The organism is Pseudogemmobacter sp. TB195 (assembly GCF_058313095.1).
The window spans coordinates 122,117-135,136 of the sequence record NZ_JBZEGG010000008.1 but is presented as its reverse complement, the minus strand read 5'-3'; the positions used below and the strand labels follow the sequence as shown (position 1 = coordinate 135,136).

14 protein-coding genes are annotated in these 13,020 nt (G+C 66.1%); 3 read left to right on the top strand and 11 right to left on the bottom strand.

What is annotated here, in order from left to right; all coding sequences use genetic code 11:
• Nucleotide 1: 1 nt before the first annotated feature.
• From AC4FS3_RS10245 to AC4FS3_RS10225, 5 genes are all read right to left on the bottom strand, one after another.
• Nucleotides 2–937 (bottom strand): VWA domain-containing protein, encoded by a 936-nt coding sequence (locus AC4FS3_RS10245; protein WP_491020485.1) that lies wholly within the window; start codon nt 935–937, stop codon nt 2–4.
• Nucleotides 934–1,293 carry a hypothetical protein gene (locus tag AC4FS3_RS10240; protein ID WP_491020484.1) on the bottom strand — a complete coding sequence of 120 codons (360 nt, stop codon included), beginning with the start codon at nt 1,291–1,293 and terminating at the stop codon, nt 934–936. The genes AC4FS3_RS10245 and AC4FS3_RS10240 overlap by 4 nt, the downstream gene beginning before the upstream one ends.
• The gene (locus tag AC4FS3_RS10235; RefSeq protein WP_491020483.1) at nt 1,290–2,177 is read right to left on the bottom strand and encodes a DUF58 domain-containing protein; all 888 of its coding nucleotides are present in this window, start codon (nt 2,175–2,177) and stop codon (nt 1,290–1,292) included. Before AC4FS3_RS10235 ends, AC4FS3_RS10240 begins: the two co-directional genes overlap by 4 nt.
• Nucleotides 2,161–3,141 (bottom strand): AAA family ATPase, encoded by a 981-nt coding sequence (locus AC4FS3_RS10230; protein ID WP_491020482.1) that lies wholly within the window; start codon nt 3,139–3,141, stop codon nt 2,161–2,163. The genes AC4FS3_RS10235 and AC4FS3_RS10230 overlap by 17 nt, the downstream gene beginning before the upstream one ends.
• Nucleotides 3,142–3,504: 363 nt before the next feature.
• Nucleotides 3,505–4,200, bottom strand: coding sequence for a helix-turn-helix domain-containing protein (locus AC4FS3_RS10225; RefSeq protein ID WP_491020481.1), 696 nt, complete (start codon nt 4,198–4,200; stop codon nt 3,505–3,507).
• A 120-nt stretch (nt 4,201–4,320) separates the two neighbouring features.
• On the opposite strand from AC4FS3_RS10225, the gene AC4FS3_RS10220 reads away from it, so the two are divergent.
• Nucleotides 4,321–5,610 (top strand): MFS transporter, encoded by a 1,290-nt coding sequence (locus AC4FS3_RS10220; protein ID WP_491020480.1) that lies wholly within the window; start codon nt 4,321–4,323, stop codon nt 5,608–5,610.
• 131 nt (nt 5,611–5,741) lie between these two features.
• Here the strand turns inward: AC4FS3_RS10220 and AC4FS3_RS10215 are convergent, their stop codons facing one another.
• Nucleotides 5,742–6,134 (bottom strand): nuclear transport factor 2 family protein, encoded by a 393-nt coding sequence (locus AC4FS3_RS10215; protein ID WP_283180176.1) that lies wholly within the window; start codon nt 6,132–6,134, stop codon nt 5,742–5,744.
• A 134-nt stretch (nt 6,135–6,268) separates the two neighbouring features.
• Between AC4FS3_RS10215 and AC4FS3_RS10210 the strand changes: the two genes are divergently transcribed.
• Nucleotides 6,269–6,625, top strand: coding sequence for a winged helix-turn-helix transcriptional regulator (locus AC4FS3_RS10210; RefSeq protein ID WP_491020479.1), 357 nt, complete (start codon nt 6,269–6,271; stop codon nt 6,623–6,625).
• A 7-nt stretch (nt 6,626–6,632) separates the two neighbouring features.
• Here the strand turns inward: AC4FS3_RS10210 and AC4FS3_RS10205 are convergent, their stop codons facing one another.
• Nucleotides 6,633–7,412, bottom strand: coding sequence for an SDR family oxidoreductase (locus tag AC4FS3_RS10205; RefSeq protein WP_491020478.1), 780 nt, complete (start codon nt 7,410–7,412; stop codon nt 6,633–6,635).
• Nucleotides 7,412–7,732: a nuclear transport factor 2 family protein gene (locus AC4FS3_RS10200; RefSeq protein WP_491020477.1), complete on the bottom strand. Its 321-nt coding sequence runs from the start codon at nt 7,730–7,732 to the stop codon at nt 7,412–7,414. Before AC4FS3_RS10200 ends, AC4FS3_RS10205 begins: the two co-directional genes overlap by 1 nt.
• Nucleotides 7,733–7,827: 95 nt before the next feature.
• Between AC4FS3_RS10200 and AC4FS3_RS10195 the strand changes: the two genes are divergently transcribed.
• Nucleotides 7,828–8,724, top strand: coding sequence for a LysR substrate-binding domain-containing protein (locus AC4FS3_RS10195; RefSeq protein WP_491020476.1), 897 nt, complete (start codon nt 7,828–7,830; stop codon nt 8,722–8,724).
• A 154-nt stretch (nt 8,725–8,878) separates the two neighbouring features.
• Here AC4FS3_RS10195 and AC4FS3_RS10190 read toward each other — a convergent pair whose 3' ends face one another.
• The 3 genes from AC4FS3_RS10190 to AC4FS3_RS10180 are packed head-to-tail and all read right to left on the bottom strand — an operon-like array spanning nt 8,879 to nt 13,011.
• On the bottom strand, nt 8,879–10,309 hold the full coding sequence (locus tag AC4FS3_RS10190) for an NAD-dependent succinate-semialdehyde dehydrogenase (RefSeq protein ID WP_491020475.1): 1,431 nt from the start codon (nt 10,307–10,309) through the stop codon (nt 8,879–8,881).
• 1 nt (nt 10,310) lies between these two features.
• Nucleotides 10,311–11,504, bottom strand: coding sequence for an L-2-hydroxyglutarate oxidase (gene lhgO, locus AC4FS3_RS10185; RefSeq protein ID WP_491020474.1), 1,194 nt, complete (start codon nt 11,502–11,504; stop codon nt 10,311–10,313).
• A complete protein-coding gene (locus AC4FS3_RS10180; protein ID WP_491020473.1) occupies nt 11,494–13,011 on the bottom strand; it encodes a sugar ABC transporter ATP-binding protein in 1,518 nt (505 codons plus the stop codon). Before AC4FS3_RS10180 ends, lhgO begins: the two co-directional genes overlap by 11 nt.
• Nucleotides 13,012–13,020: the final 9 nt, after the last annotated feature.

Sequence of the window (13,020 nt, the reverse complement as noted above, 5' to 3'; positions counted from 1 at the left end):
CCTATCGCCTCCAGCCGGCGACGAGGGTCAGGAACAGCGCCAGCGCGGCGGGCCAGGTCCAGACCGGATGCGGCACTTCGACCGGCGGGCGCTTTGTGGGGTTGGGCTCCAGCCGGTCAAGCGCCCCGGCCATCGCCTGCAGATCGGCGGTCGTGCGCACGCGGAAGGTTTCGCCGCCGGCCTCTTGCGCAATGGCGCGCAGCATCGCCACATCCACCGCGTCGCGGGCGGCGGGCCGGGTCTCCAGATCCTCGGGCCCAAGGGCGACGGTGTGGATCCGCACCCCGACCTTTGCCGCAAGACCGGCGACAAGGCGGGCATCTGTGCGGTCCCCCGTCTCGCGCCCGTCCGAGAGCAGCACGATCACCCTGGCGTCCGAGGCCTCGGCAAGGCTGCGTTTGAGCGCAAGGCCCAGCCCTTCGGAAATCGCGGTCGAGCGCCCGGTCAGCCCGATCTCTGCCTCATCCAGCGCCCGGCTGACCGCTTTCAGATCATAGGTAAGGGGGGCTGCGACATAGGCGCGGTCGGCAAAGACCACGAGGCCAATCCGGTCGCCGCTGCGCGCCGCGATGAAAGATTTCGCCACCTGTTTCACCGCCTCAAGCCGGGTGACCGTGGCGCCGTCCAGGGCAAAATCGGGCGTCGCCATACTGCCCGACATATCCAGCGCGATCATGATATCGCGGCCAGAGGCGCTTTGATCGGGCATCAGCACAACCCGTTCCGGCCCGGCCAGCGCAAGGCAGAGGCTGGCCCAGATCAGCGCCAGCAGCAAAAACGACCGGCGATGGTCCGGTGCCTCGGCCGGGCGGGCAACAGCGGCGATGCCTTCGGGCAGTTCCATCACCTGACCACCGCCGCTTTGCACCGGCAAGAGCCGCGCCAGCAGCGGCAAGGGCAGCAACAATAGGGCGAGTGGCGTGGCGAATGTGATCACGGGGCGGCCCGCCGCCTGCGTTGCCGGATCAGCGCCTCCAGCCGGGCAGGATCGGCGCCTTTGCGGGAATAGAGGTCCTGGCGCAGATCCTCGGGGATCGGGCGTCCGGTTGCGGTTGCAATCCGGGCGAGGGCAAGGCTGCGTTCCGCCTCGGGCAGAGCCGCCACTGCTGCGAGCCTCGCGCGCATGCGTGGCACTGCCGGGCGGCGGCGCAGCAAGGGCATGGCCAGCGTCAGGATCAGCGCGGCGAGGATCAGGCCAAGGCCAAAACCGGCCAGAAAATCGCCTGCGCCAGGGGCGGCAAAGGTCTCAGGCAGGCGCGGCGGATGCAGGCTGTGAAGCAGATCGTCATTCATGGCGATGATCCGGCAGTGGAAATCCGGCGCACGGTCTGGCCCGGCACCTGACAGCGCACGGCCCGCGCTTCCCGCGCTGCGGGCAGCGGATCAAGGCGCAGATGCACGGCCTCTCCGGCCCGGGTGATACAGGGCATCGCCATGGCCGGCGGCGCGGTCTCTGCCGCGTCTTCGATCAGCAAAAGCTGCAACGGGCCGCGCGCGCGCAAGGCTGCAAGGGCGGCATCCAGCCCTTCACCCGGCAGATCCAGACCGGTGGCAAGCAGGATGCCGGCGCCGCGGGGCACCTGACGGGCCAGTTGCGCGAGGGCAGGGGCCAGCGCCAGGCTTTCTCCCGTCCCCGGACCTGCCCGCTCCAGCGCTGCGGCATGGGCATCGGCGAGGCAGGCCGCCACCCCTGCCATGCCGCGATGCCGCGGTCGGGGCAGCCGGACCTGGGGCCCGTCATCGGTCAGCACGGCTGCGCCAACCGCACCCCCCGCCAGAATGGCCTTCCATCCTGCCAGCATCAGCGTCTCTGCCGCCGCGACCGAGCGCAGCCTGCCCCGGGTTCCCCAGAGCATCGGTCGCCGGAAATCCGCAAGCAGCATCAGATTATACTCGCGATCCTCATGAAAGCTGCGCAGCTGCGGCGCACCGGTTCTTGCAGTGGCGGCGGCATCGATATGGCGCGGATCGTCGCCCTCGGCAAAGGGGCGCAATTCGCGGATTTCATGGCCATTGCCCCGGCGGCGGGTGGCGGTATTGCCAGGCCGTTCGGCGAGGCTCGCCGCATCGCGCAGCTCTTTCGCGGCCAGCGGTTCCAGCGCCATCAGCCGCCCGGCGCTGAGCCCTGCGGGATCGGCAGCAGCACTGGCGCGGGGGGGATCACCACGGACGAACATGGGCCAGCAACCGCTCGACAAGGTCCCGGGGGCCAAGGCCTTCGGACACCGCCCGCCAGCTGGGGATCAGCCGGTGCGAAAGCGTGTCTGCCGCCAGCGCATCGACATCTTCCGGCAGCGCGTTGTCGCGTCCCAGCAGCGCCGCCCGCGCCCGCGCGCCCGCCGCCAGTGCCAGCGTGCCACGCGGCGAGACGGCATGTTCGATCAGCCCCTCCAGCGGGCCTCCCGCCGTTTCCCGCGTCGCCACCACCAGCCGGACGATGAAATCCTTCAGCGCCGGTGCAAGGAATATGTCTGCGACAGCCACCCGCGCGGCGCGGATCGTTTCGCTGTCCAGTTTATCGACGGGCGGCGGCGGCGCTTCTCTGGCCTCGCTCTCGACGAGATCCAGGATGGCGCGTTCGGTGGTGGCATCGGGCAATTCGAGGTTCAGATGCAGCAGGAAGCGGTCAAGCTGCGCCTCGGGGAGCGGGAAGGTGCCCTCGTGCTCGATCGAATTCTGCGTGGCGACCACCATGAATGTATCCGGCAGGCGGCGGGTGACCCCCGCTGTCGTCACCTGGCCCTCGCCCATGGCTTCCAGCAGCGCCGATTGGGCCTTGGGGGGGGCGCGGTTGATCTCATCCACCAGCACCAGATCGTGAAACACCGGCCCCGGCTGAAAGTCGAAGCGGCCGCCATCGGGGCGGAAGATCTGGGTGCCGACAATATCCGAGGGCATCAGGTCGGGGGTGCACTGGATGCGGGCGAAGCCGCCGCTCAGCCCCTGCGCGACCCGCTTCACCGCGCGGGTTTTGGCAAGGCCGGGCGGCCCTTCGATCAGCACATGGCCGCCGGTCAGCAATGCGATCATCAGCCGCTCGACAAGGACGTGATGGCCAATCAGCCCCGCCGAAACATCACGTGCCAGCGCGGCCACCTGCCGGAGCGGCGCGGGATTACCGGGATTACCGTCAGCTGTCACCTTCCACCTCCGGGATCAGGATCCGCAAGGGTCAGACTGTCAGCCTTTGTGCTTCGGGGCCAGCGAAGCGTCACCATACTTTGGAATGACGACGGCTCTGGCATATCGGGCAGGGTGGTGGTGGCTCCGTCAGCGGCGCGATGCGGCTTCGGTCACCGCCCGCGCGACCTGGAACAGGCAGTCCTGACAGCGGGGCGATGCCATTGCGCGCTGCGGACCCCTTGCCGATCGCTCCCCCCGAAACGCGCCAGTTCCAGAGGCCGTCGGGATGGAAGCTCGGGCGCGAAACTGGTCACGCCGAGGTGCAAAAGGCCGGAAGCATCACCGTGAACGGCAGAAGCAGGGCGGGGCGGCGAGACCTCGTTACCCCGCAACAGTCGCCACCCCGAAGGCCTGCCTGAACCCGATCCTGCCTGCAGGTGTGATCTCCAGCGCCCGTGTCCCTGCGCGGCGTCGCACCCAGGCCTGATCCAGTGCATGGCTGCAGATAGCGGCGCCCAGGGCACCGGCCAGATGCGGGCGGCGCTCGCTCCAGTCCAGACAGGGACGGCAGACGGGTCGGGTGCTGCGGGCGGGGGCAAGAATGCCGAGCGCCTGCATCTGCGCCTGACCGACTTCTGTCAGGACAGCAGCGTCGCCGTCGATTTCGACCGCACCGCTGGCGCGCAGGGCATCGGCGATGCTGACCCCAAGCGCCCCCGCGAGATGGTCATAGCAGGTGCGTGCCAGCCGCAGGGCCGCGTCCCTGGGTCCGATACGGGGCAAGGGACGGGCCAACGATATATCCCCCGCGATCTGCATGACGCTTTCGATCATCCGCGCGACCTCGGCACTGGCAAGGCGGTGATAGCGGTGGCGTCCTTGTTTGTCCGCCGTGATCAGCCCGACCGCGGCGAGCCGGGCGAGATGGCCGCTGGCCGTCTGCGGCATGATTGCCGCGACCTCGGCCAGTTCGGTGGCCGTCAGGGCGCGCCCGTCCATCAGGGCCGCCAGCATGGCGGCACGAGCAGGCTCGCCCACGGCGGCGGCCACTTCGGCAATGCGGTTCGATGTGGACATGGGGGCCTCCGGTTGCGGGGCAGTCTGGCACAAATCGGCATTGAATGCTTCGGGTTTCACCGAAGCATCCCGGTCCGGGTTGCGGGCAGAACCGGCATGACATCAACGCGAGTTCCAACCATGCCGCAGCCTGCCCGAACCGCCCGTCCGTTCTTTGGCTGGCATGTCGTCGCTGCCACTTTCCTCCTGGCCATTTTCGGCTGGGGCGTGGGATTCTACGGCCCGCCGGTGTTTCTTTACGCAGTCGTCGCGCGGACCGGCTGGCCGGTGTCGATGGTCTCGGCCGCGGTGACGGTGCATTTCCTGTTCGGGGCCGGGGTGGTCGCCAATCTGCCCCGCCTGTACCGCCACTTCGGGGCACCCGTTGTAACTGTGGCCGGGGCGGTGCTGCTGGCAGCCGGCATCCTCGGCTGGGCGCTGGCCGCGCTTCCCTGGCAGCTGTTCCTCGCGGCGCTGGCGAGCGGCGCGGGCTGGGTGGCGATGGGGGCCGCTGCGGTGAATGCGCTGATCGCGCCCTGGTTCAGCCTGCGCCGTCCTGCCGCCCTGGACATGGCCTATAACGGCGCAAGCCTTGGCGGCGTCATCTTCTCACCGCTCTGGATCGCGCTGATCGCCGGCATCGGCTTTGTCCCCGCTGCGCTGACCATTGGCGGGGTCATGGTCGTCACGGTCGGGATGTTGTCGGTGCTGGTGTTCCGGCACACACCCGACAGCATGGGGCAAAACCCCGATGGGGCCGAGGCACTGCACCCGCAGACCGTTCCGGCCGCGGCCCCGGCGCGCAGATCCCTCCTGCGCGACCGCAAATTCCTGACGCTGGCCGCTGGCATGATGCTGGGCCTTTTCGCTCAGATCGGGCTGCTGGCGCATCTGTTCTCGCTGTTGGTTCCGGTGCTGGGCGAGGGCATTACGGGCCTTGCGATGGGCGGTGCCACCCTCGCCGCGATCCTTGGGCGGTCGATGGTCGGCTGGATGATGCCCGCGACCGCCGACCGCCGCCTTGTCGCCTGTGCCAGCTACGGCGTTCAGGTGGCAGGTTCACTGTTGTTCATTCTTGCCGCGGGTGATGCTGGTCTGTGGCTGTTCCTCGGCACCGCGCTGTTCGGGCTGGGGATCGGCAATGCGACATCGCTGCCGCCCCTGATCGCGCAGCAGGAGTTTTCACCGGCAGAGACCGCCCGCGTGGTGCCGCTGATCGTCGCCATCGGTCAGGCAGGCTATGCCTTTGCGCCGGCAGCGTTCGGATTGCTGCGCCCGGGCGGCATGGCAGGCACAGAGGCGTTGTTCCTCTGCGCCGCCACCATTCAGCTGGCCGCGATCAGCTGCCTGCTTGCGGGGCGCGGATCAGCGGCGCGGAGCAATGCTGAAAAGACCGTACAAAAGGTCGGGCGCGAAGACTTTGAGACGTGACCCTGGCCCATCCCTGACAGCCGCGCCGCCGTCAGGGTGCTCACCGCAGTGAGGGAACAGCCCAGGCACAACAGCTCTCGCCGGGCTCCCGTGGGATTGGCCGGGGCTGAGTGTTGCCCTCAGATCGATCGTCAGCCCCAGAACCGGTCTTCGGCGGCCTGATCTTCCGAGAACAGCCAGACTTCGCGGATCCTGCCGTCTTCGATCCGGAGGAGGTCGATGCCGTTCATCGCCATCTCGGCGCCTTCGCGGCTGGCGCGGAACTGCAAGGTGGTGGCAACCAGATCGCCATTCGCCAGCAAGGGGCCAACCTTGTCGATGACAAAGCTGCCCTGGCTGCGCTCCATGAAGGCACCGATGAGTCCAAAGACGGCATCCCGGCCGGCATAGGTGCCCGACAGGCTGCTTTGCCCCGGCTGATGCCAGACCAGATCCTCGGCCAGAAGGTCAGTCAGGGCGGGGATGTCGCCTGCCGCGACGGCGGCAAAATAGCGGCGGGTGATATCGAGGATCTCGGTGCTCATGGCAATCTCTTTCCAACGGGGTGAAGGCTTGCTCCCGGCCTGGCAGCATTGGTATCTTTGCGCAAGAAAGCACCTTTTTGTGCTCTAGCTACCCAAAGGTAACCAATGGATACGCCTACCCCCCGGCCTGGAATGTGTTTCAGGCGACATGCCCCACAAGGACAATCCTTGAATGCATTTCCGACAAATGGGCGGTGCTGGTCGTGGGCCTGTTGATGGGGGGCACCAGGCGTTTTGGCGAATTGCGCCGTGGCATCGAGGGCGTATCGCAGAAAATGCTGACCCAGACCCTGCGGGCGCTGGAGCGCGATGGCCTCGTGCGGCGCAAGGTCTTTGCCGCAGTCCCGCCGAAGGTGGAATATACACTGACCCCTCTTGGCCACTCGCTGGCGCATCTGGTGGATGCGCTGCGCATCTGGGCCGAGGCCAATGTCGATCAGGTGCTGCAAAGCCGGGACCTCTATGACCGGGAGGGGGCAGAGGCCGGCTGACGCCCCTTCACGCGGTCGGCACGGTACCGCCATCGATCACATATTCCGCCCCGGTGATGCTGGCGGCACGGTCCGATGCGAGAAACGCGATCAGGTTCGCGATCTCGGCGGGAGAGGAAGGGCGCCCCAGCGGGATGCCGCCAAGCGCGGCCATGATCAGCCGCTTGCCGCCCTCGACATCCGTGCCCGCCTCGGCCGCCAGCCGTTCGGCCAGACGGGTCGAGGCTTCGGTCTCGATCCAGCCCGGGGCTACGCGCAGCACCCGCACGCCTTTCGGCGACACTTCTTTCGACAGGCTCTTGCTGTAGACCGACAGGGCGGCCTTGGCGCTTGCATAGGCTGTGGTGGCCTCGGGCAATGGCAGCGCGCGCTGAATCGAGGTGACATGGATCACCACGCCCGCGCCTTGTGCCACCATTCCCGGCAGCAAGGCCCGGTCGAGCCGCACGGCGGGCAGCAGGTTCAGATCGAGCGCGGCCTGCCATTCCGCCTCCTCCAGCGCGGCAAAGCCGCCTGCCGGGGCGGCAGAGCCGCCGAGCATATGGATGACAATGTCGATGCCGCCCATTCGGTCCTGCACTGCCGCCGCGACCGCCTCGCAGCCTTGCAGGGTGGTCAGGTCGGCGGCGACGAACATCTCTTCCGGCAGATCGCCCCTGTGGCGGCGGGCAGTGGTCAGAACCGTCGCCCCAAGCTCCCGGAACAAGGTAACCGTGGCCGCCCCCGCGCCTTGCGTGCCGCCGGTGATCAGGGCGCGCTTGCCCTGCAGCGTCAGAAAGCCGCCCATCAGCCGATCCTCAGATCGCTGATCAGACCGCCCGTCAGCCCGAAGGTGAAGGTCAGAACCGCCGGGCTGCCCGGAAAATCGCCGGCCACGCGCGCGCGCACCCTCGCCTTGCCATCCGCTTCGCTCAGCTCAAGCGGCGCGGCGCTGTGGCGGTATTTCGCATGGGCGGCCAGCCACCAGGCGCGGATCGCCTCGGGGCCGCGGTGGATATGCCCTTCATCATGGACAATAGCATCCGGCGCGAAACTTGCCGCCAATGCATCGCCGTCCTGCGGGGCTTGCGCCGTGAAATAGGTCTGGATCGGGGGGGGAAGGGTCATCGCGTGCTCCTGTCTGGTCTGACAGCAACATAACTCTCGACGGGCCTGTGGATAATCGGGATAAACTGGCATCTTATAATGACAGGATCGGGATAATGGCGGAGATCGGGCTGAACGGGCTGGAAGCGGTTCTGGCCATTGCGCGGCGCGGATCGTTCCGCGCGGCGGCGCTGGATCTGGGCATGTCGACCACCGCATTGTCGCATGTGGTCGGGCGGCTGGAGGCCAGTCTCGGCGTGCGGCTTTTCAACCGGACCACCCGCAGCGTCTCGCTCAGCGATGCCGGGCGGGCCTTTGTGGCGCGCGTCACCCCTGCACTGGCCGAAATTCGCGCCGCTATGGACGGGGCACGGTCGCAAAGCGCGACACCTTCCGGCCTTTTGCGGATCAATGCCTCGGTGCAGGCCGGGCGGGCGGTGGCGCCGCTCGTATTGGCCTTTCTGCGCCGCTACCCTGAGATGCAGGTCGATCTGGTGACCGAGGGCCGGCTGGTCGATATCGTCGCCGAAGGCTTCGATCTGGGCCTGCGCCCCGCCGATCTGGTGCCGCGCGACATGATCGCGCTGCCGCTCGGCGCTCCGCTGCGCCATGCCGTGGTGGCCTCACCCGGCTGGCTGGCCCATCATCCCGCCCCGCAATCTCCCGCCGATCTGGCGCCACAGCACTGTATCCGCGTCCGCCTTCCCAATGGCGCGCTGCTGCGCTGGCCGTTCGAAAAGGACGGCGAGCAGGTTTTGTTCGAAGCCAGGGGCCGCCTGACGCTGGATGAAGCCGCCATCGCCCGCACCGCCGCGCTGGAGGGCGCCGGGATCGGCTATTTCTTTGAAGAAGACGTGGCCGAAGACCTTGCCGTCGGCCGCCTGATCCGCCTGCTGGAAGACTGGACGCCCGCGCGCCCTGGCTTCAGCCTCTACTATCCCGGCCGCCGCAACCCTTCGGCAGGGTTTACAGCATTCCTGAACATGGTGCGGGACCGGGCCGCAGCCCCCTGATCTGAACGTCCGAACTGCACAGGTGCGGCCCGGTCCCGCGGGTCACCAGGAACAATCAGCTCAGGACTGCGGAAATATCGCAATCCTGACAACCGGTCTCCTTCGCAGGCGGTACGAGCCGCCTGCGAAGGAGACCGGAAATGCTGAGAGCCTTTCAGTGCTTATGCGTGACCAGCATGGTGGTCATATAAGACTGGACCGCCTCGGTCCCGCCCTCGGAGCCAAAGCCACTGTCCAGCACACCGCCAAAAGGCGTTTCCGGCAGGGCAAGGGCGAAGTGATTCAGCCCGAGCATACCCGTATGCAGCGAGGCTGCGATCCGTGCGGCCACCGCATCGGAGCGGGTAAAGGCATAAGAGCCCAGCCCGACCGGCAGGCGGTTGGCCTCGGCCAGGGCATCCTCAAGCGAGCCGGTCCGCATGACCAGCGCAAGAGGGCCGAAGGGTTCGTCATTCATCGCGCGCATGTCAGCGGTCATGCCAGACAGGATGGTCGGCCTGTAGAAATTACCGGTATTGCCGATCCGCGCGCCGCCGGTTTCAAGCCTGGCGCCCTCCGCCACCGCGTCCTGAACCAGTTTATCCACCGATTGCAGCTGGCCCAGCGTCGTCAGCGGCCCCATCTGGGTTACCGCCTCTGCCCCATTGCCGATGACCAGCTTTTCCGTCTCGGCGGTGAAGCGCGTGACGAATTCGTCATGCACTGCATCATCCACCAGAAAACGGGTGGGCGAGACACAGACCTGCCCGGCATTGCGGAACTTCCAGGTCACCGCCTGCGGTACCAGCGCATCGAGATCCGCATCTGCCGCCACGATGACCGGCGCATGTCCGCCAAGCTCCATCGTGACTTTTTTCAGCTCGGCCCCGGCGGCCGCGGCGACGATGCGGCCAACCCGGGTCGAACCGGTAAGCGAGATCTTGCGGATTTCCGGCGCCCTGATCAATGTGTCGGAAATCTCGGAGGCGCGGCCCCAGATCACGCTGACAGCCTTTGCCGGAACACCGGCATCCAGCAGGCAGCGCCCGATGGCCCAGGCGGTGACCGGGGTATCTTCCGAAGGTTTCACCACGATGGAACATCCGGCTGCCAGGGCCGGCGCGATTTTCTGCATCGGGCCCCAGGCAGGGAAATTCCACGGTGCCATGACCGCAACCGGCCCGACAGGCCTGTGCAGCACCGACAGCGAGATATCCGCGGCCCGTCCGGGCACGATACGGCCATAGGTGCGTCGGCCCTCTTCGGCGGACCAGTCCAGCAGATCGGCGGAGCCGTTCCACTCTGCCAGCGCCTGGGCAAGGGGCTTGCCCTGTTCGCGCGTCATGACTGCGGCGGCCCCGGCCGCGCGTTCCCGCATCAGCTGCGCGGCGCGGCGCAGGATCTGATAGCGCTCAAATGCGGATTTCGCAGACCATTCGGTGAAACCTTCCAGCGCCAGGCGCGCCGCTTCGGCCGCTTCAGCGGCCCCGGCACGGGGCAGCCCGACGATCAGTTCATCGGTCGCGGGATTGATGACTTCCAGCAGACCAGCGCTGCCGCTGTGGCGGTTCTCGCCGCCAATAATAAGTGCTGCCTGATCAAACATGTCAGTGCTCCTTCACATATGTGTCGAGGATATATTCAGCGATCGCCAGCGACGAGGTTGCAGCGGGCGAGGGTGCATTGCAGATATGAACCATGCGGGGCGTCTCAAGCACGAGGAAGTCATGCATGATGGTTCCGTCATTCATGATGACCTGGGCGCGCACACCGGCCTTGCGCGACTTCAGATCACTGCGTTTCAGACCGGGCATATATTTGCGGCAGGCCTCCAGATAGCTGGAGGTGAAAAGCGAGTTGCGCAATTCGGCCAGCCCTGAGCGCAGATTGCCCTTCAGAAACCGCCAGAAGCCGGAATGGCTGAGGATGGCAAAGAGATCGCGCAAATTGACCGAAAACCGCGGCAGACCCTCGCGTGAAAGGCCAAGCACCGCATTCGGCCCGACGCTGAGGCGATTGTTCACCTCATGTGTCAGATGGATGCCAAGGAATGGCAGATCGGGGTCGGGTACCGGGTAGATCAGATGCTTTATCTGCGACCGCAGCCGGGGATCGACCTGATAATATTCCCCCCGGAACGGAATGATCCGGAAATCCGTTTTAAGCCCCGCCAGCCGGGCCAGCCGGTCCGCCTGTGCCCCGCCACAAACCACCAGACGGCGGGTCTCGATCTTCTCGCCACCGGCAATCAGGCTGACGCCGTCAAGGCTCTCGCGGATTGCGGTAACTCTGGCATTCAGCCGGATCGCACCACCGCGTTCGGTTATGCGCTCGGCCATGCGGCGGGTGACGATACCGAAATCGACAATCGCGCTTTCGGGAAAGAACAGCGCCTCAAGCCCGTTAATCAGCGGTTCCCGGTCACGCAGTTCTGGGCCGCTCACTTCGGAGAAAGGAATGCCATTGGCCGCCGCGCGTTCGCGCAGCCCCTGAAGGCGCGCAACCTCCAGCGGATCGGTCGCCACGATGAGCTTGCCGCATTCCTCAAACGGGATATCCGCCTGACGGCAAAAGGCCTTCACCATCACCGCACCCTTGCGGCACAGCTTTGCCTTAAGCGAGCCCGGAGCATAATAGACCCCGGCATGGATGACGCCCGAATTGTTACCGGTCTGATGGCGGGCCAGCCCGGCCTCTTTCTCAAGGATCAGGATTTTAGCGTTGGGATAGCGGTCCTGATAGGAAAGGGCTGTCGCAATACCGACAATCCCTCCCCCGACCACTACGAGATCAAGTTTCATTCATCACCTTGTCAGGAAGTCCGGCGCCAAGAGTTGCCGCCAGAAGGGAATCCCGGTCGAACGCCGCGCGCGGTGCCGCAACCGCGACCCTGCCCGAATGGACGACGAGAATGCGCTCGCTGAGGGCCAGCAGCTCGGCGAAAGACGTGGAAAGCAGGATGATCGCCGCGCCGCCCGCAGCCATTTCCAGCATGATTTCGTAAATCTGTCGGATCGCGCCCACGTCAACGCCCGAGGTGGGTTCGGAAAAGATATAGATCTTCTGCTCCCGCTTCAGCCATTTACCAATCACTGCCTTTTGCTGGTTACCCCCCGAGAAGTAACGCATTTTCGTCGCAGGCGCAGCCGGGTGAATGGCAAGCTGCCCGACAACCGCGCGACCATGGCGAAGGACCGCCGAATGCCCGACCACGCCAAGGCGCGAAAGGCGGTCCAGCACCGGCAGCGAGACATTCTCTGCCAGCGAGAGATTGGGGAACAAAGCCTGCTTGCGACGGTCTTCGGGGATCAGCGCGATCCCCGCTGCCAGCGCGTCCTGCGGCGCCCGCAACCGCACTGCCTGCCCGTCGACCCGGATCTCTCCCTGATAGTCGACAAGCCCGGAGAGGGCCTTTTCGATCTGTTCCATACCACCGCCAATCGGCCCGGTAATGCCGAGGATCTCACCTTTGTGCAGGGTGAAATCCACCGGCTCCAGCCGGGCGGTGCTCAGGCCCCGGACCTCAAGCGCAATCCCGGGGCGGGCATGACCGGGATTTGTGACGGCCAGTTCTCCGGCGGAACGGTTGACCATCAGCCGGGTGACCAGTGCCTCGTCAATCTCGTCGCGTTCCAGGGTCCGCACCACTTTGCCATCGCGCAGGATGGTGGCGCGGTCGCAAAGCAGCTTCACCTCGTTCAGCCGGTGCGAGATATAGACGATGGTCAGCCCTTCGTCCCTGAACCGGCGGATCAGGTCGAAAAGCAGCTCGCTTTCGCGCCCCGAAAGCCGGGCGGTCGGCTCATCAAGGATGATCAGACGGAATTTGCGGTGGAACAGGGTTGCCAGCGTCAGCATCTGCATCTGGGCCGCCGTCAGTGACCCGGCCCGCGCTGCCGGATCGATATCGAGCCCGATCCGGGTCAGGATATCTTTCGCCCGCCGTTCCAGCGCCCGGCGGTTTACCCAGCCGCCTTCCTCTCCCAGCAGCAGGTTTTCCGCGACGCTCATCTGCCAGGCCAGTTCTGCATCCTGGTAGACAGCGCCGAGGCCCGCCGCATTGGCGGCTTTGGGCGAGGCACCGTGAAAGGCGTGGCCATCGACCAGGATCTCGCCCGAAGAGGCGGTATAGACCCCGGTCATGATCTTGATCAGCGTCGATTTCCCGGCGCCATTCTCGCCCAGAAGGGCATGGATTTCTCCCTTGCCGAAGGCGAGATCTATGCCCTTGAGCACCTGAACCCCTGAGAAATCCTTGTGCAGATCGCGGATCTCAACCAGCGGGGTCTGATCATCTGAATTTGCCATTGTACTGCA